Raw genomic sequence first — 18,845 nt, 5'->3', positions numbered from 1 at the left:
TTTTACATATGAAAGACATTAAAGACCGTTCGCGCAGGCTTCGATTCTACCGAAAAATTCACGGTGTATTGGGCGGAACCCTCTTCTTCTTTTTCTTAATCATTGCGGTAACGGGGCTGCTGCTGGGTTGGAAAAAACATTCCGGCGGGGTATTGCTGGCCAAATCGTATAAAGGTATTTCGGCCGATCCGAAAACCTGGCTGCCCGTCGATTCGCTCCAGAAAATTGCGTTCAACACCCTGCGGGACTCGGTTTCCGCCGAACTGTCGACGGAACTGGACCGGATCGACATTCGTCCCCAGAAAGGCATGGTGAAATTCGTTTTTGCCGATCACTACGCGGGCATTCAACTGGATTGCACCACCGGCCAGGTCTTACACATCGAAACCCGCCGGTCTGATTTCATCGAAAAACTGCACGACGGTTCCTACCTCGACGCCCTGGTCAAACTGGATGAACAACCGTTCAAACTCCTCTACACCAGCGTCATGGGTATCGCGCTGATCCTGTTTTCAGTCACCGGTTTTTACCTCTACTACGGCCCGAAACGGATTCGCCAGGAGAAGCTGACGCGGTCAGCCAAAGCGGTGATTCAGTAACGGTTTTCGGTATACGGTTTTCAGTTTACGGTGGCTGACGCATGCTACCCAGCGCATTCAGGGAAACGCGTCATGAAGCGCGCGTCAGCCACCGTAAACTGAAAACCGTATACCGAAAACCGCCCTAAAACCTCGCCCGGAGCGAAACGATGACGTTCCGGCCCGGGGCCACGATTCCCGAGCTGTAGGGACGATACCGCTGATCGGTGAAGTTTTCCACGCCCGCGTTGATCGACAACAGATCCGTGAGTTGGTAGTGCGCCTTGAAATTCAGGGTGTACCAGCCCGGTGAATATGGTTTTCCGTCGGCGTCGATGGCGTACATGTAATCCTTGCCCTGCTCTTCCTGCGCCAATTCTCCATTCGTCACCTTGTCGTTGTACATCCCGTAGAGTTCCAGCCGCAGTTTTTTGGCCGTGTAGCTCAGCCGCGTGACGCCAAACCAGGGAGCCGCGTGACGCAGCGGGCTGGTGGTGCCGTCGTCCAGTTCTTCGTCACCCTTCTGGTAGGTAAAGTGCGACGACAGGCCGAACCCGGCGGGGAGCTTGATTTCCAAACCTGCCTGAATCCCGTAGACCGTCGCTTTGGCCGCATTCTGAATCGCCTGAACCTGACTCAATTCGCCATTGTACTGAATGCTGTCCCGACCGTTCAGCGTGAAATTCCGCCGAACCAGCGCGTTGTCCAGATAGGTGTAATAGGCCGTCAGGTCGGCTTTCACCCGGTTTCCAAAGACTTTGGCAACACCCACTTCCGCATTGTAGGCATACTCCGCCTTGAGATTCGGATTGGGAATGACCACCGAACCCGGCTCCGATTCAAACACCTTTCCGACATCATCGACGTTGGGCGAGCGAAAACCGGTGGACAAATTCGCACTCAAACTCCAGGTGCTGGCCGGGTGATAAACCATTCCCGCGCTGCCGGTCAGGGCGCCGTTGTTGAGTTTGGCGGTGGTAAACGGGAACGGGTAAAACGTGGTTTCGAACTTCGAATTCAGGACAAACTGGTTGTAACGGGCTCCGGCCTGAAACGTCACTTTGTCGCTGGCTTTCAGTTGGTACGTCAGGTAAGCCGCATACGACGCCCAGTTCGATTTGGGGTATCGCGGGGCACCCGGCACGGACACATTCGTGACAATATCCAGATTGGTAGCGGTCGAAACCACATCGTTGTAGATCGCTTCCAGCCCGTAAAACAGCTTCTGCTTGTCGTTCAGTTGCTTGCTGAAATCGACACTACCCGAAAATGCATTCACTTTTTCGAGCGTCGTCCGCCGTTCCGAGTCGTTCAGATCGCGGTCGATGCGGCTTTCTTCGAAAAACTGGTGGGCCAGCCGGATGCTCATCTGGTCGTACAATCCTCCGCTTGCGGTATTCGTAATCGTCAGGTTGTTCATCATCCATTCCTGCGGGCCGTAGTTCCATTCCGCACTGCGCGGCAGATTCCGGCGGTAGCGCAAAAGCCGGTCGTAGCGCGCGTAGTTGGACGTAGTCGAATACTGAAAACCGTAGTTGAAATCCCAGCGGTCGTTCGGTTTGAACCGAATTTTCTGCATCAGATTGATCTGCGAATAGCCCGTCGGACGCTGCACCCGCTGATCCTGGTTCTGAATCACCCGGTCTTCGCTGTCGATCCGCTCAACGTATTCCTTGCGCAGGTATTCGTCCGGCCCGTGCGAACCCATGCGCAAATCGCCGAAATTGTTGTGGGAAATGCTGGTGGCAATTCCCCACTTTTTCCAGCCGACACTGACGTCGGCGTGGCCCGTCAGCTCGCTGTTGGCCGACGAATACCGCCCCACCGCCGAACCCGACACCAGCGGTTTTGCACTGTCCGACAATTTGGGCATCAACGTGTAGAAACTCATCACACCCCCAATCGCATCACTGCCGTACATAACCGAACCCGGCCCGAAAACCACCTCCGTATTTTCGATGGAAAACGGATCGAGCGAAATCACATTCTGCAGGTTCCCACTCCGAAAAATAGCGGTGTTCATCCGCACGCCATCGACCGTAATCAGCAGACGATTGGTCGAAAAACCGCGAATCATCGGGCTTCCTCCGCCCTGCTGGCTTTTCTGGATGAACACTTCGCCGGATTGGCCCAGCAAATCGGCGGCTGTCTGCGGATTCTGAAACGCCACGTCTTTGGCCGAGATCGTCGTAATTTTGACCGGCACATCCCGGCTCGACTGATGCCAGCGGTTGGCCGTCACCACCACCTGATCCAGCGACAGCGACGACGGTTTGAGATACAGCGACAACCCTGCTTTCGCCAGTTCGTCGTAACTGACGGTTTGGGTCTGGTAGCCAACGGATCGGATTTCGATCCGGTCAGCGCCTTTAAAAGCGGTGATGTCTACCTTGCCTTTGGCCCCCGATAGGAGCAAAACCGTCGGATCCTGGCTCGAAAGCGTCACCAGTTCGAGCGGCCGGGAATCTTCCCGGTCTTTGATGGCAATCACCTGGGCGTAGCTTTCCGCGTAGCCCCCGAGCAACGCCCAGAGAATTATAGTTTTTTTCATAGCTTACCGGTTAGGAAGACACGAAAGACCGGAGAAGAGAGACAACCCTTTGATCATCAAGGGCGTGCTCTTTTGTCTTTGTTCTCTTGTCTTCGGCATTCGTTTCACATTCATTCAGACACACGCATTCAAAGCTGACGGGAAATGGTCAGCCCGGAAATCAAACGTACACGATGTGAAACGACCGTTCAGGCGGAAGCTGCGGAGGGCTGAGTGCCACGTAGAGGGCAAACTGGTTGATAAAACCGCCGACCCTCTGTTCAGGAAACCAGTTGGTCGGGGGAGATATCCAGGAAAGCAGTTCCTGACAGAAAAGCGGTTGTAAAAAGGGGGAGGCTTCGGTCGATTCTTCTTCCTGCTGCGCGTCTTTTTCGAGCGCTTCCAGCGACGCCAGTTGCCGGTTCAGGCGGGTTTCTTCTTTGTCCCACCAGCACTCGTAAAATACACTGTCGCCGACCACCGTCGTTGCGACCAGGTCATACATCTGCCCCTGGTATTCGAATTCGCGGTCGTGTTCCCAGCGCAGGGCGGTTTTGATTTCGGAAACCGCCAGTTTCAGCGTCACCCGCTGCGATTCCGTACGGCCCTCTTCCAGACGGTTTTCCACGTCTTTCCTGACCCGGTATTTTTGGGATTGCAGGAGCGTATAGGTTCCCCAGAAAGGCAAACCCAGCGTCATCAGGAGCAGTATGAGTATCGACGTCCTCAATCCGGCCAATGGGTAAAAGTTAGAGCAAGCGGAACACGGGTTGGTTTCAAACGAAAAAACAGGAACCAGCTAACCGGAACTTGCGTCCCGATTAGCTGGTGGTGGGCAGGGTTCGTTAGTCAGTTTACAAACTCTTGACGGTTTTGGTCTTCAGAATCGACTCCAGTTCGCCCAGGTGCTGATTCAGTTCGGCCGACAGTTCTTCGTACACTTTATACGAGCCATCGGTCGGTTTGGCATCCCCGGTTTCAACGCTCCGCCACAACGACGCCAGGCGGTTGTTGAGCTTGATCGGGAAGTTCAGCGGATCCTGACCACTCTGGTTGCGAATCTGATACAGGTTTTCTTCCACGACGCTCAGTTGTTCGATGATCTTTTTGTTGGCCGGGCTGTTGGTTTTGCCCAGTTTTTCTTTCAAATCCCGAATCTGAACCACCGCGTCATTGGCCTTGCTGGTCTGGTCACGGAGTTTGATGGCCAACTGAAACTGTTCCTGAACATCGGCATCGGTTACGCCCTTCAAACGCGGATCGAGCTTGATTTCAAACGGTTGCGTGAGGGTTTTGCCAGCAGTCGTGAGCCGAATCTGGTATTTTCCCGAAGGAGCCAGCGGTCCCATCGTGGGCCGCGCACTCCAGACAATCATCCCCTTGAACTCGGTGGCTCCCGGATACCGCATGTCCCACTCGAAGCGGTTCAGACCGGCATTTTTCGTTGGCGGTTTTACGCGTGGAGCGCGTGGGTTGTCCTCTTCCATCTCAGCCGCCGGTGCTTTTTCACCTCCGGCCGGTGCATCGACGCTTTCAAAACTGCGAACCAGATTGCCTTTCGAATCCAGAATTTCAATTTTCACCTTGTCGGACGGTTTCGCCAGGTAGTACTGGAAAACCGCATTCTGAACGCGACGGACGGCACTATACGGTTTGAAAAAATGCACGTCGGCTTTGGCAACTTCGGGCGAAAACTCCCGAATCGGTGCCACATCGTCCAGCACATACATCGAACGACCGTGGGTACCGATCACCAGGTCTTTTTCGGTTACGATCAGATCGGAGATTTGGGTGTCGGGCAAACCCAGTTGCATCGGCTGCCAGTTGTCGCCGTCGTTGAACGACACATACACACCGTGTTCCGTACCGGCATACAGCAAACCGGGCTTCGTAAGGTCTTCCCGAACCGTGTGGGCGTAATGCCCCGCACCAATGCCGGTCACGATTTTTTTCCAGGTTTTTCCGTAATCATCCGTTTTCCAGAGATACGGCGCGCGGTCGTCCATCTGATACCGTTTGGCAGCAATGTAGGCCGTTCCGGGCTTGTGCCGTGAGGCATCGATGATGCTGATCCGGGTGTGTTTCGGCAAATCTTTCGGCGTAATGTTCTGCCAGGTTTTGCCGTGATCGCGGGTGATGTGTACCAGACCATCGTCGGAACCGGCCCAGATCGTGTTGACATCATGGAACGAAGGCGCGAGCGCAAAAACCGTCGCGTAGATTTCCGGGCCGTTCATGTCCATCGTAATGACCCCGCCACTTTTTCCGAGGGAGGCCGTATCGGCCAGCGTCAGGTCCGGGCTGATTTTCTGCCACGACTGTCCTTCGTTGGTCGACATCCAGACGTGTTGCGAACAAACGTACAGGCGGTTCGGATCGACCGGCGAGAACACGATGGGGTACGTCCACTGCCAGCGTTCGGGCAACGCACTGGAGGGTTCGCCGGAGAAAAACCGGGGATACACCTGCACATCCCGCACCTGACCGGTGGCCCGGTTATAGCGGGTCAGCAACGCGCCCTGGCTACCGGCGTAGAAAATGTCCGGGTTTTTCGGGTCCTGGGCAATGTAGCCACTTTCCCCTCCCCCAACGTCGTAATACCGCTCCGATTTCTTGAGTGAATTGGACCGGGCCTGCATGTGATTCCAGCCTTCGCTGGCCACGGCCACAGTCGAGTTATCCTGCTGGGCACCCGCCACGTGGTACGGAAAATCATTGGTCACCGTGATGTGGTACAACTGCGCCGTCGGGAAGTTTTCGTCCGTCCAGGTTTTGCCGCCGTTGACCGAAACCGTTCCTCCGCCGTCGTTGGACGACACCATCCGCATCGGGTCAGTCGGGTCGATCCACAGATCGTGGTTGTCACCGTGGGGCACCGTAATCGTTTTGTCAAATTTCACCCCGCCGTCCGACGATTTGAAGAAACCGACATTCAGGCAGTATACGCCGTCTTTGTCTTTCGGATCGGCGTAGATGCGCGAGTAGTAGAACGCCCGCTGACGCAGTTTCCGCTCGGAGTTGACGTATTTCCAGGTCATCCCGGCATCGTCCGACCGGTACACCCCGCCGTCGTTGGCTTCCACAATGGCCCAGACGCGGTTGGGATCGACCGGCGAAACCGTCACGCCAATTTTACCGACCGGCCCTTTGGGCATCCCCGGTTTGTTGGTCAGTTCGGTCCAGGTGTCGCCCCCGTCCGTCGATTTGAACAACCCGCAGGCACCACCGCCCCCCCACATTTTGTAGGGCGTGCGATACACCTGCCAGATCGACGCGTAGATCACTTTCGGATTCGTGGGGTCGATGATGAGGTCGGCCGCACCGGCTTTGTCGCCTTTATACAGGACTTTTTTCCAGGTCGTACCGCCATCGGTTGTCCGGAAAACGCCCCGCTCTTCGTTCGGGCCGTAGGGGTGGCCCAGAGCCGCTACGTAAACCGTATTCGGGTCGGTGGGATGCACGCGAACCCGGGCAATGGCCTGCGTATTTTTCAGACCAATGTTCTTCCAGGTTTTGCCCGCGTCGGTGGTTTTGTAAACGCCATCACCCTGCATGATGTTGCCCCGGAACTGGGTTTCGCCGGTTCCGATGTAGACCACATCCGGGTTGGTTTCCGAAACGGCCACCGCCCCCACCGAGGAACTTTGCAGTTGACCATCGGTAACGGGTGCCCAGGTATTCCCGCCATCGACGGTTTTCCATAAGCCACCACCAACTGCGCCAAAATAGTATTCCTGTTTGCGCGAGGAACTCCCCGAAGACCCCAGGGAGCGCCCCCCCCGGTTAGGGCCAATGTTGCGCCAGGTCATTCCTTTAAAATGCAGGGAGTCGGTCGCCAGCACGGGCGAAGACGACTGAGCCGCGGCCGGCTCGGTCAGCAGAAGCCCCCCTAAAGCCGTCAGAATGAGACAGTGGTGTAATTTCATAGACTGTTTTTCAAAAAAGTATGTAGGGTTAATTTAACGCTTCATCAGGAGATCAGGATGGGTTATTTATCGAGCGTCCAATTCCGGGCCGATTCTCTAGCGGTAGCCTTCATTCTGATCCAGATTCTTATTGGAATCGATGTCTGCCAGGGGAATCGGGAAAACCTGCCGGCCCGCGTTCGTCAGCGTAATCGGCGGACCGTTTTTCCGGGCCACGGCCACCAGTTTGGTCAGGGCCTGGTTGGTCCGGACCAGATCAAAGAAGCGGTGGCCTTCAAACGCCAGCTCAATTTTCCGTTCCTGCCAGATGGCCTGCAAGGTCGGCTGCAAACCGGTGACCGTTGAAGCAGCCAGCCCGGCCCGCGTCCTGATGCGGTTCAGATCGGCCAAAGCACCGGTCAGATCCCCGGTCTGGGCCAGGGCTTCCGCCCGGTTCAGATACACCTCGGCAATCCGTAAAATATGAACGTTATCGATGTTACCGGCTTTCTGGTATTTCGTCGAGTAATACACGCCGACCACATTGTCACGGGCCGTCATTTTGCCCCGCACATCGTTCGGATTGGCAATCAGTTCAGCATAGAAACCTTCGTGAATGGCAATGTCGCCCCGGCCACCCAGGCTGGAAGGGAAATACCAGTTGCGAAGACCGCTCTGGTCCGTCGAACCAAACGCCAGTTCGAAGATGGATTCGGTGGAAAAAGCGCCCGAGAAAATCGATTCGTAGGAACCCAGCAGCGCATATTTGCTGTCGTTGATGACCAGGTTGGCATACTCGATCACTTTCTGTGGCTTGTTGGTATACAGATACAGGCGGGAAAGCAGCGCCCGGGCAGTTCCCTTCACGGCCTGCGAACGGGTGGTTGTGATGTTCGCGTGCGTTTCCGGCAATAGCTCAAGCGACTTCAGAAGATCGCTTTCGACCTGCGCATAGGACTCCACCAGCGTAGCCCGGCTCGGAAACAACGAATCGTCGACCTGTTTGGAAGGCTTCAGCACCAGCGGAATGCCCATCGTCCCTACCACACCCGGCACACCCCCATATGACCGGGTCAGATCAAAAAACGTCAGGCCCCGGATAAAATACGCCTGCCCCAGAATGGCGTTCTTGGTGGCATCCGGAATATCCGTCAGGGTCGGAACGGCTTCGATCAGCGTGTTGGCGATGTTGACCGCGCGGTAGGCCCGGGTCCACATGGCGGCATTTTCGCGGTTGGCCGGTGCGGTCACGTAGGTGTCCATTTCCCGGTAAAAATCCCAGGTTCCTACGCTCTGTGAAATGTCGGCTGCGACATCGCCCATCAGGACGAAGTTTCGCCCGTAATAGTTGCCGTCCTGGAGCTGGTTATACATCCCGGCCATGGCCGCCGTGGCACCTTTCAGGTTGGTAACGGCCACGCTTTCCGACACCTCGGCCTGCGGTTCCTGATCCAGCACATCACAGGCCGTCAATACACTGCACAAAGCAGTGGTCAGAAGAATATGATTCAGTCTTTTCATGGCGTCAATTTTAAATGGGTACATCCTATCAGTAGCGGTTGAGAACGGTTAAAAACTCACGTTGATACCAGCCATATACACCCGCGGTTGCGGCATTGTGTAGAACTCGATGCCCTGCGTGAGGTTGGTAGCCGCCGTTCCGGTCAGCTCCGGATCCAAACCGGTGTACTTCGTAAACGTCAGGACATTCTGACCGGACACGTAAACCCGCGCACTCGACAGCTTGATTTTGCTCAGCAGCGTAGCCGGCAGGCTGTAGCCGATCGAAAGGTTTTTCAGACGCATGTATGAACCATCTTCCAGAAAGCGCGAAGGGCGCAGGTTGCCGGAATAGTTTTCCGCCGTCATTTTCGGGATCATCGTTTCATCACCCGGTTTTTGCCAGCGATCCAGTTGGCTCGTCATGAAGTTGGTGTTCCGCGTACCTCCGTGTTCCTGGAAGAAGCGGTTCCAGTGCAACTGCATGTTTCCATAAGAATACTGGAAGAAGAACATCAGGTCGAAACCTTTGTAAGCCAGTGTGTTGGTGATCCCGCCGAAAAAGTCCGGGTTGGCGTTGCCCACGATCTTGCGATCGACGTTGGCGTCAAACTTGCCATCTGCATTCACATCGGTAAAGATGGGGGCTCCCGTTTCCCGGTTGACGCCGGTTTGCTCGTGGAAATAGAACGAATACATGGAGTAACCCTCTTCGTAGCGGTAAATATCCCGGTTGTAGACGGTGAACGGCGCGGCCAGCTTGGTCAGGCGGTTTCTGTTTGTGGCAATGTTAAAGTTCACATTCCAGTCGAGCTTATCCGCTCCACCGCGCATGACGTCGGCATTGATGCCCAGTTCGACCCCACTGTTCTGCACCGAACCGTAGTTCTGCACCAGCGTATTGAAACCGGACGTCCGGGGGACCGGAACGGCCAGCAACAGATCCCGCGTATTCTTGACGTAATAGTCGGCGGTGATTTTCAGACGGTTTTTCAGCAAACCCACATCAAGCCCAACGTTGGTTTGCTCCGTGGTTTCCCATTTCAGATTGGGGTTGGCCAACTGCACGGGTGCCGTTCCCGGCAAGTTCACGTAAGCCGAAGAACCGGACACATCGCCCAGGTCGTTCAGGTTGCCACCCCAGAGGCCCAGGGATTGAAAATTCGTAATCCCGCTCTGGTTCCCCGTAAAACCGTAGCTGGCCCGGAGTTTCAGGACATTGATTGCCGACACCGATTTCATGAACGACTCCTCGGAGAGCAGCCAGCCCACGGCCACCGACGGGAACGTTCCCCAGCGATTGGCCACCCCGAACCGGGAAGAACCATCGCGCCGGACATTCACCGTTGCCAGGTATTTGTTTTTGTAGTCGTATACAAACCGGCCAAATACCGAAGCGATTCCCCAACTGGAGCCTTCAGACGTACCGGTTTGAACAGCCGCCGAGATGATTTTGCGGAAGTCGTTGCTGGGAAACTGCTGGCCCGTAGCCGACGTCCGGCTGAAAACCGATTCCTGAACCGACGTTCCCACCAGCGCATTGATCGAGTGGTTGCCGAAACTCCGCTGAAACGTCAACACGTTCTCCTGCACCCAGTTATCATCCCGCGTGTTGACAGAACGGGCCGAGCCGTTGACTGCAGCACCGTTGTTCAGAAACGTGTCGTCGTAAAGATCTTCCTGGATGTTGCTGTAGTCCAGACTGAAGCTGGACCGCAGACTCAGACCCGGTATGATATCGTATTGGGCGTATACATTGGCCAGAAACCGGTTGGTCGACATCGTGATGTCGTTGTGTTCAACAGCCGCCAGTGGGCTTTCGAAGGTTCCGAACTTGGTATATGATCCATTGGCCTGGTAGAAAGGCAGGTTGGGCGGCAGAAAGAAGGAGCCTTCCAGCGCACCGGAAATGTTGTCGTCGTTCCGGACCCGGTTCCGGAAGTTGCGGGAGAACAGAACGCTGGTTCCGACTTTCACTTTGTTGATGGGCGTAAAGTCGAGGTTGACCCGACCGCTCGTCCGTTTGAAATCCGAGCCTTTGATGACGGCTTCCTGAAAGAAGTTGTTGACCGAAACCAGGTACTGGATTTTGTCGGTACCACCCGTAATCGACAGGTCGTGGTTGCGCAGGAGTCCGTTCTGAAAAACCGGCTCTCTCCAGTCGGTGTTGATGGTTCCGGCCGGGTTGGCATACGGAGCCTTCTGCCCGTTGTTGACCGACGCTTCGTTGATCAGCGTTTCGAAGGTCGTTCCGTCGACCACGGCGGGTTTACGCCACAGGTTCTGCGTACCGATGTAGGTACCGAAGCTGATTTTCGCTTTTTTGTTGGCACCGCGTTTGGTGGTAATCAGCACGACGCCATTGGCCGCCCGCGCGCCGTAAATCGCGGTGGCAGAGGCATCTTTCAGAATTTCCATGGAGGCAATATCAGCCGGGTTGATGTCGGCGATGGGGTTGGTAGTGCTTCCGCCCAGGCCAATCGCCGAAAGGCTCCCCGACTGAATCGGAATACCGTCGACGACGTAGAGCGGATCGCTGGAGCCATTGATGGAAGTCGTTCCCCGTACCCGGACCATCATGCCGCCCCCGGGCGTACCGGAGTTGGCGCTCACCTGCACCCCGGCGGCCCGGCCCTGCAGGAGTTGGTCGCTGCTCGGTGCCGGAATGTTTTCGATGGCTTTGCCGCTCACCGACGCAATGGAACCCGTGATGGTTTTCTGGGCCTGCGTTCCGTACCCGGTCACAATCACTTCCGATAAGATCTTGGTATCGGTCACCAGGGCCACATCGATTTTCGACTGGTTTCCGATGACCACTTCTTTATTCTGGAATCCAATGGACGAAAAAACCAACGTTCCGCCTTTGGTACTGATGCTGAGCTGATAGGCCCCATTGGCATCGGTGGTCGTGCCGATCGAAGTGCCTTTCAGCACCACATTCACGCCCGGTATGCCGGTATTTTCTTCCTGGCTGTTCACGATTCCTTTCAGGATGCGGTCCTGCGCATGCAGCAGATGGGCGGAAAAAATAAGAATAAGAACAGTAGCAATTTGCTTCATTTGATGAGTTGATTTTGGGTTACACAAACTCCGGTGGAGGTGGGCAACGGACGTAGCAGCCTTCCCGGATTTACTAGTCCGGTGATTGGGGTCGATTCATTTCCGTTTGCAAACAGGTTACGCTCTCGCCGGACACACGTGGCACACAGGCCAGCGTACCGGGCAGGCAGATCGGACGCCGTAGACGAGTCGGTATTCGTGTATTTGAAAAACCAGCGGCTGTTAGTGTGCCGGCCTGGCAGCGGTATGTAAGAAAGTAGTAGCCATGATAACTTGTGGTTAGAAATGGGAAACTCCGTCTGAATTGGTTCCAAACGGCTACTTTTCTTGCTTGACTGGAAGGGAATAAACAGAGTTGGCGGATGAAGCAAACCCTGAGAATGTGCTTGGAGAGCTACGAAGAATATTCTTTGGCAAATTTAGGAAAAAGCCAATTTTAATACAAAGAAAAAGATCAATAATATTTTCTTTTATTTCAACTTGAAACAGTGTTTTTTATTGTTAAAACAAAATTTAGCTTATTATTTTCTCCACCCATTGTCAAATAGACGGAATATATTGTACATCGAAACAATTGGATTGGTGAGCAGATATATTGGTTTTTCCCTGAATATCCAAAACAAAGCAAACCGAATTTTGCACTATTCTTTTATATTGTTTTTTCTATCTGCGAAAATCATTACTTGTCAAAATTAAAATACTATTAAACTTGACATCGGTTGGATTGCTTCTAATATTTGGGAGGAGTTTACGAAATATTTACAAGGCTTACCACCCGCTACCCGCTTCCAGCCGCACTCGAAGCCTGTAGCGAAACCAGCAGTTGAAATAACAACTGTATCGGGTTGTCATTGACAATCCAGATCATTCATCATTGCGTATTGTAACGGGTTTTTACAACCTGAACGGTTTTTCTGTGTGCATTGCCATTCTGGAAGGGGAGTTGCAGGAAGGCACGGAAAAACGGTTTGGGGTCTGTAGCAAAAAACCTGAAGATCTTGCTTGATTGGTATACCGGCCCGACTGTCTCCGACCGACGTGTTATGTGCGGCCTGACCCGGCGTGTTCGGAGCAGTCGTTGCCCGGTGTTTTACCAGAAAATACGTCCCACAGATGTCGTGCTCTTGGGCCTATGCCCGACTTGTACGGCCCTGCACAACTCTTATCTTTCGTTCATGAAAAATCATTTATCAGCATCTTTTTTGGGCAATCGGGCCTCAGCCGCCGTTGCGTGGGTCGTGCTGGGTTTGCTCCTGAGCCCCGACCTGGCCGTGGCCCAGCGAAAAGCCAAAACCGCTTCCCCCTCCCCCGCCGTTTCTCCACTTTCGGAAAGCCTTTTCAACGGCTTGCGGTGGCGTAACATCGGGCCGTTCCGGGGTGGGCGCTCCCTGGCGGCAGCCGGTCACGTCGACCAACCCCTTACTTACTACTTCGGAACTACCGGCGGTGGCGTCTGGAAAACCGTCGATGGCGGGGCCAACTGGCTTTCGATTTCCGACAGCACATTCAAATCCAGTTCGGTCGGTGCGATTGTTGTCGCCCCCTCCGATCCGAATATTATTTACGTCGGCATGGGCGAATCCGACATTCGCAGCAACATTTCGTACGGCGACGGCGTCTACAAATCGACCGATGCCGGCAAGACCTGGAAACACATGGGCCTGAAGATGGCCGACGCCATTGGTAACATCGAAGTCCATCCCCAAAACCCTGACATTGCCTACGTTGCGGCTCTGGGCAATCCGTTTGCACCCAACAAGGAACGCGGTGTTTTCCGGACGACCGACGGCGGCAAATCCTGGAAACACATTCTGGCCAAAAACGACAGCACGGGTGCCGCCGTGGTGGAACTCGACCCCAACAATCCGTCGATCGTTTACGCGTCGATGTGGCAGGCCTACCGCAATAGCTACATGATGAGCAGCGGTGGACCGGGTTGCGGTTTATACAAATCGACCGACGGCGGTGACACCTGGATCAGCCTGCACGACAAACCGGGTATGCCCAAAGGTCTGCTCGGAAAAATTGGCATCACGGTTTCGCCGGTCAACTCCAACCGCCTGTATGCGATGGTCGAAAATGCCAAAGGCGGTTTGTACCGTTCCGACGATGCGGGCATGACCTGGCAACTGATCAACGAAGACAAAAACCTGTGGCAACGCCCCTGGTATTACATGATGCTGGCGGCCGACCCGCAGAACGAAAACGGCCTGATCATCCTGAACGTGAATGCCTTAAAGTCGTACGATGGCGGTAAAACCTTCTCCCGGATTCCGGTTCACCACGGCGATACGCACGACATCTGGTGGAATCCGAAGAACCCGCAAAACTTCATCATTGCCGACGACGGCGGGGCTGAAGTGACCTACAACGGCGGGGCAACGTTCTCCGACATCGACATCCCGACGGCGCAGTTTTACCACGTTTCGCTCGATAACGACTTTCCGTATAACCTCTACGGTGCGCAGCAGGACAATTCGGCGATCCGGATTGCCAGCCGCACGACGGATTTCTCAATCGGTGCCGGAGCCTGGTATCAGGTGGCTGGTGGCGAGTCGGGCTACATTACGTCCGACCCCAACAATCCCGAAGTGACGTTCGGGGGAAGTTACGACGGTTTGATCACCCGCTACGACAAGGCGACCGATCAGAACCAGCGCATCAACGTCTACCCGGACTACAGCATGGGTGCGCCTTCCGCCGACCGGAAATACCGGTTTCAGTGGACGTTCCCGATTGTCTTTTCTCCGCACGACCCCAAAGCCCTGTATGTGACCTCGCAACACGTTCACCGCAGCTACGATTATGGACACACCTGGGAAGACCTCAGCCCGGATTTGACGCGCAACGACCCGAAAACGCAGGGTGATACGGGCGGGCCGATCACGAAAGACAATACCGGTGCCGAGACGTTTCCGACGGTTTTCACCTTTGCCGAATCGCCCATCGAGAAAAACGTATTCTGGGCAGGCTCCGACGACGGGTTGATGCACATCAGCCGCGACGGTGCCAAAAGCTGGCAGAAAATTACCCCGCCGACTTCGCAACTACCGGAATGGGCCATCATGAGCATGATTCACCCGTCCGAGCACACGACCGGTAAGGCGTATCTGGCGGCCAAACGCTACATGTCGGGCGACCGGAAACCGTATCTGTTCAAGACAACGGATTACGGCAAAACCTGGACGGCAATCACGGCGGGCATTCCGGCGGACGAATATTGCCATGTGGTTCGGGAAGATCCCAACAAAGCCGGTCTGTTGTATGCCGGTACTGAACGCGGTGTGTACGTGTCGTTCAACGATGGAACTTCCTGGCAGAAGCTGAATCTGAACCTGCCCATCACACCCATCCGCGACCTCCAGATTCACAAACGGGAGAAGGACCTGGTGGTGGCCACGCACGGCCGATCGTTCTGGATCATGGACGACATTACGCCCCTGCACGAGATCGCCGATCAGCAGGCCAAGGGAACGTTAGCGGGCAAATCGATCCATTTGTTCAAACCGCGCCCGGCCTACCGGATGGACGGCGGAACCGAAAACCTGCGCAGCGGTCCCTCGCTGGACGAAGGCGAAAACGCGCCCAACGGTGTTCTGGTGCGGTATTACCTGAAAAACAAACCAGCCAAAGAACTGAAGTTACTCTTCATGACCACGGCGGGAGACACGATCATCACGTATTCCAATACCAAAGACAAAAAGGGAGCCCCACTGAAAATCGCAAAGGAATTTTACGACGATGCGACGGCGAAAAGACCGGGAACGGCCCCGGCTTTAGCAGGCATGAACGCCTTTGTGTGGGACATGCGGTATCCGGATGTAACCCCGGTCGATGGCATCAACGTGATGTGGACCGGCCGTGGAACGGGCGCCAAAGTGGTGCCGGGACAATACAAAGTCCGGCTTTTGCTGGGTGATTCGCTGGTGGCCGAACAACCGTTCGAAATCCTGAAAGACCCCCGCCTGAAACTGACGGATGCGGATTACAAAGCGCAGTTTGACCTGTTGTCGAAGATTAACAACAAGCTGTCGGAAACACACAAGGGCATCAACCAGATTCGCCAGATCCGGAATCAGGTGAGCGGTTACATGAAGGACGTAAAAGACCCGGCGGTGGCGGCAAAATTCAAGAAAGTGACGCAGCCCATGCTCGAAACGCTGGACAAACTGGAGTCGGAGCTGATGCAGCCCAAATCAAAAGCGCAGCAGGATGCACTGGCGTATCCCATCCGGTTGAATGACAAACTGGCGGGCGTTAGTTCGGTCGTTTCGTCGGCTGATACCAAACCAACCAAATCGTCTTACACGGTTTATGAAGCCCTGGAAAAACAGGTCGACGGTTCGCTAACCAAACTGAAAGACATTATTAATCAGCAGGTTCCGGAGTTCAATCGACTGGTAACCGAGCAACGCATCCCGGCCATTACGCCATAATGATTTTGTGCGATGTGAGAAGAAAGACGGGAAAGAAAAGACCAGTTTTCCTATCTTTCACGACTTTCTTCTTTTTTCACACTTGTTTTAAAGCGGTTTCCTGACAAAACGCCCCCATTTCTCCTCTCTTGAGGTCGCCTGGCGACCCGTAAGTTCCGATTCTGACCAAGATTTGTTCACCGGAAATCATTCGTTTTATTGGATTTCTTCCTCAGGCATTTCCTGGCGAAAACCGCCTGAACGAACTCAAAAAACCAGTACCAGATCCTCTTTGTCCTGTTTCCGTTGAAACCGTTTGCTTTCTCCAGGAAGGACTTACCCAACGGTTTTGCATTCGCTTTGTCTACTCGATTACCCTCTCTTTACCGGCATTTTGACACGTTTTGCCGGGTCCTGCCCAATACGTCTAGAAAAAATTTCTGTCAGTCGGTAAGACCGAAAGCGAATTCAGATTATATTCCTGACAATTAAAATAAAATCAGCAATATTAATTGAGTTTTATCCATTATATAAGTTAAAATCGTTTATTATTTAGATTTGTAAAGAAAATTATCAAAAACATCTTGTCCTCTTTTTACGCTCGAACGACTTCATCAACAACCCTTTTTCAGCTTTCTGAGACCACACGTACATGAAGCGAGACACTATTTTACTGATCGGAGCCAACGGACAAATCGGTACGGCTCTGCTCCCCAGTCTGCAGGACTGTTTCGGAATCGACTCCGTGATAGCGTCGGATTTACGAATGCCGACCCTGCCGCAGGGGCCGTTTGAAATCCTGGATGCCACGCAACCGGACGAGCTGGCCCGGTTGGTCCGAAAATATAACATTACCCAGATTTACCACCTGGCTGCCGTTCTCTCGGCCAAAGGCGAATCCGACCCGATCAGTGCCTGGAACCTGAACATGCAAACCCTGCTGAACGTCTTTGAAGTAGGCCGGACCTATCAACTCGACAAAGTGTTCGTTCCCAGTTCCATTGCGGCTTTCGGCGATCATTCTCCCAAATACGAAACACCGCAAACCGCCTACATGGACCCCTCGACGGTGTACGGCATCAGCAAAGTGGCCGCCGAAAACTGGTCGATGTATTACCACAAACGATACGGGCTAGACATTCGCTCTCTGCGCTACCCCGGCGTCATCAGCTACCAGTCCATGCCCGGCGGAGGAACCACGGATTATGCCGTCGACATTTACCACAAGGCGGTTCAACACTTGCCGTTTGAGTGTTTTCTGGCCGAAAACACCCGGTTGCCTATGATCTATATGGACGATGCGATTCGGGCCACGATGGAACTGATGGAAGCGGATGCGGATCGGGTTCGGGTTCGGACGTCGTATAACCTGACCGGCATGAGTTTTACGCCCGCCGAACTGACGGCGTCCATTCAAACGTATTTTCCGGATTTTGTTGCCCGTTATAAACCGGATTTTCGGCAGGAAATCGCCGATTCGTGGCCCAAAACCATCGATGATTCGGCGGCCCGGCACGACTGGGGCTGGCAACCACACTACGATCTGCCCGCCATGACCCGCGAAATGATTGCCCAACTCACCCAAATTTACGATCCACAATCCCAATTGAACTAATATGATCCCTTACGAAACCACCCGCGAATCCTTTCAGCAGGAACTGGATGCCATCAAGGAAGCCGGTCTTTACAAGTCCGAGCGAATTATTGTCTCCCCGCAGTCGGCGATTATTGCCGTGAAAGACGGACAAAAAGTGTTGAATTTCTGTGCCAATAATTACCTGGGACTTTCCTCCCACCCCGACGTGATCGAAGCCGCTCACCAGGCCCTTGAGAGCCACGGTTTCGGCATGTCGTCGGTGCGGTTTATCTGCGGAACCCAGGACATTCACAAGGAACTGGAGCAAAAAACCGCCGAGTTCGTCGGTGCGGAAGACTGCATTTTATACGCGGCTGCCTTCGACGCCAACGGGGGCGTTTTTGAACCCTTGCTGAACGAAGAAGACGCCATCATCTCGGACGAGCTCAACCACGCGTCGATCATCGACGGAATCCGGTTGTGCAAGGCCAAACGGTTCCGGTATAAACACAACGACATGGCCGATCTGGAAGCTCAGCTACAGGCCGCATCCTCGTCACGCCGTAAACTGATTGTTACCGATGGCGCTTTTTCGATGGACGGAACCATTGCCCAACTGGATAAAATCTGCGATCTGGCCGACCAATATGGTGCCATGACGATGATCGACGAATGCCACGCCAGCGGTTTTCTGGGCCGGACGGGCCGTGGCACCGCCGAATACCGCAACGTTCTGGGGCGAATCGACATCATCACCGGCACCTACGGAAAAGCACTCGGCGGAGCTTCCGGCGGTTTTACGGCAGCCCGGAAAGAAATCGTCGAACTGCTCCGCCAGCGGTCGCGGCCTTATCTGTTTTCCAACACGCTGGCGCCATCGATTGTCGGCGCGTCGCTGAAGGTGCTGGAGTTGCTGAATGCATCGACGCACCTGCGGGACAAACTGGAAACCAACACCAGGTATTTCCGGGAAGCGATGACTGCGGCCGACTTCGACATCATCCCCGGCGAACACCCGATTGTCCCGATCATGCTCTACGACGCACCGCTGGCGCAGGAGTTTGCCGCCCGGTTGCTGAAAGAAGGCATCTACGTCATCGGTTTCTTCTACCCGGTTGTTCCCAAGGGCAAAGCCCGGATTCGGGTTCAGATTTCGGCGGGTCATGAGCCGGAGCACCTGGAAAAAGCGGTGGCCGCCTTCACCAAAATTGGTCAGGAACTGGGCGTGATTCCCGCCTGATCGAATTCATTCCCCTATCATACAGCCTGCGGCCGGTCGGA

At 54.5% G+C, this 18,845-nt stretch carries 10 protein-coding genes; 5 read left to right on the top strand and 5 right to left on the bottom strand.

Going from position 1 to position 18,845, the window contains the following annotated elements; genetic code table 11:
- Positions 1-8 precede the first annotated feature (8 nt).
- Positions 9-599 carry a PepSY-associated TM helix domain-containing protein gene (locus FH871_RS09925; RefSeq protein ID WP_138991282.1) on the top strand — a complete coding sequence of 197 codons (591 nt, stop codon included), beginning with the start codon at positions 9-11 and terminating at the stop codon, positions 597-599.
- Between the two features lie 124 nt (positions 600-723).
- Here FH871_RS09925 and FH871_RS09920 read toward each other — a convergent pair whose 3' ends face one another.
- The 5 genes from FH871_RS09920 to FH871_RS09900 form a co-directional block, all read right to left on the bottom strand.
- Positions 724-3,129 (bottom strand): TonB-dependent receptor, encoded by a 2,406-nt coding sequence (locus tag FH871_RS09920; protein ID WP_138991281.1) that lies wholly within the window; start codon positions 3,127-3,129, stop codon positions 724-726.
- Positions 3,130-3,289: 160 nt separating this feature from the next.
- A complete protein-coding gene (locus FH871_RS09915; RefSeq protein ID WP_138991280.1) occupies positions 3,290-3,838 on the bottom strand; it encodes a hypothetical protein in 549 nt (182 codons plus the stop codon).
- Positions 3,839-3,962: 124 nt separating this feature from the next.
- The gene (locus tag FH871_RS09910; protein WP_138991279.1) at positions 3,963-7,034 is read right to left on the bottom strand and encodes a glycosyl hydrolase; all 3,072 of its coding nucleotides are present in this window, start codon (positions 7,032-7,034) and stop codon (positions 3,963-3,965) included.
- A gap of 96 nt (positions 7,035-7,130) precedes the next feature.
- Positions 7,131-8,534 carry a RagB/SusD family nutrient uptake outer membrane protein gene (locus FH871_RS09905; protein ID WP_138991278.1) on the bottom strand — a complete coding sequence of 468 codons (1,404 nt, stop codon included), beginning with the start codon at positions 8,532-8,534 and terminating at the stop codon, positions 7,131-7,133.
- Positions 8,535-8,582: 48 nt separating this feature from the next.
- Positions 8,583-11,573, bottom strand: a complete 2,991-nt coding sequence (locus FH871_RS09900; protein ID WP_138991277.1) for a TonB-dependent receptor — start codon at positions 11,571-11,573, stop codon at positions 8,583-8,585.
- Between the two features lie 874 nt (positions 11,574-12,447).
- Here FH871_RS09900 and FH871_RS33980 point away from each other — a divergent pair.
- The 4 genes from FH871_RS33980 to kbl all read left to right on the top strand — a co-directional run bounded on the left by FH871_RS33980 (position 12,448) and on the right by kbl (position 18,804).
- On the top strand, positions 12,448-12,579 hold the full coding sequence (locus FH871_RS33980) for a hypothetical protein (protein WP_255516900.1): 132 nt from the start codon (positions 12,448-12,450) through the stop codon (positions 12,577-12,579).
- 169 nt (positions 12,580-12,748) lie between these two features.
- On the top strand, positions 12,749-16,009 hold the full coding sequence (locus FH871_RS09895; protein ID WP_138991276.1) for a glycosyl hydrolase: 3,261 nt from the start codon (positions 12,749-12,751) through the stop codon (positions 16,007-16,009).
- Between the two features lie 631 nt (positions 16,010-16,640).
- A complete protein-coding gene (locus FH871_RS09890) occupies positions 16,641-17,603 on the top strand; it encodes an NAD-dependent epimerase/dehydratase family protein (protein WP_138991275.1) in 963 nt (320 codons plus the stop codon).
- 1 nt (position 17,604) lies between these two features.
- Positions 17,605-18,804 (top strand): glycine C-acetyltransferase, encoded by a 1,200-nt coding sequence (gene kbl, locus FH871_RS09885; RefSeq protein WP_138991274.1) that lies wholly within the window; start codon positions 17,605-17,607, stop codon positions 18,802-18,804.
- Positions 18,805-18,845: the final 41 nt, after the last annotated feature.

The organism is Larkinella sp. C7 (genome assembly GCF_006149005.1).
GTDB lineage: Bacteria > Bacteroidota > Bacteroidia > Cytophagales > Spirosomataceae > Larkinella.
The sequence above is the reverse complement of the archived record's forward strand: the minus strand, read 5'-3'. Positions and strand labels throughout refer to the sequence as shown.

Excerpts from the sequence above, each read along its gene's own strand:
- FH871_RS09925 (WP_138991282.1), top strand. The coding sequence starts at position 9 with ATGAAAGACATTAAAGACCGTTCGCGCAGGCTTCGATTCTACCGAAAA.
- FH871_RS09920 (WP_138991281.1), bottom strand. The coding sequence starts at position 3,129 with ATGAAAAAAACTATAATTCTCTGGGCGTTGCTCGGGGGCTACGCGGAA.
- FH871_RS09910 (WP_138991279.1), bottom strand. The coding sequence starts at position 7,034 with ATGAAATTACACCACTGTCTCATTCTGACGGCTTTAGGGGGGCTTCTG.
- FH871_RS09905 (WP_138991278.1), bottom strand. The coding sequence starts at position 8,534 with ATGAAAAGACTGAATCATATTCTTCTGACCACTGCTTTGTGCAGTGTA.
- FH871_RS09900 (WP_138991277.1), bottom strand. The coding sequence starts at position 11,573 with ATGAAGCAAATTGCTACTGTTCTTATTCTTATTTTTTCCGCCCATCTG.
- FH871_RS09895 (WP_138991276.1), top strand. The coding sequence starts at position 12,749 with ATGAAAAATCATTTATCAGCATCTTTTTTGGGCAATCGGGCCTCAGCC.
- FH871_RS09890 (WP_138991275.1), top strand. The coding sequence starts at position 16,641 with ATGAAGCGAGACACTATTTTACTGATCGGAGCCAACGGACAAATCGGT.
- kbl (WP_138991274.1), top strand. The coding sequence starts at position 17,605 with ATGATCCCTTACGAAACCACCCGCGAATCCTTTCAGCAGGAACTGGAT.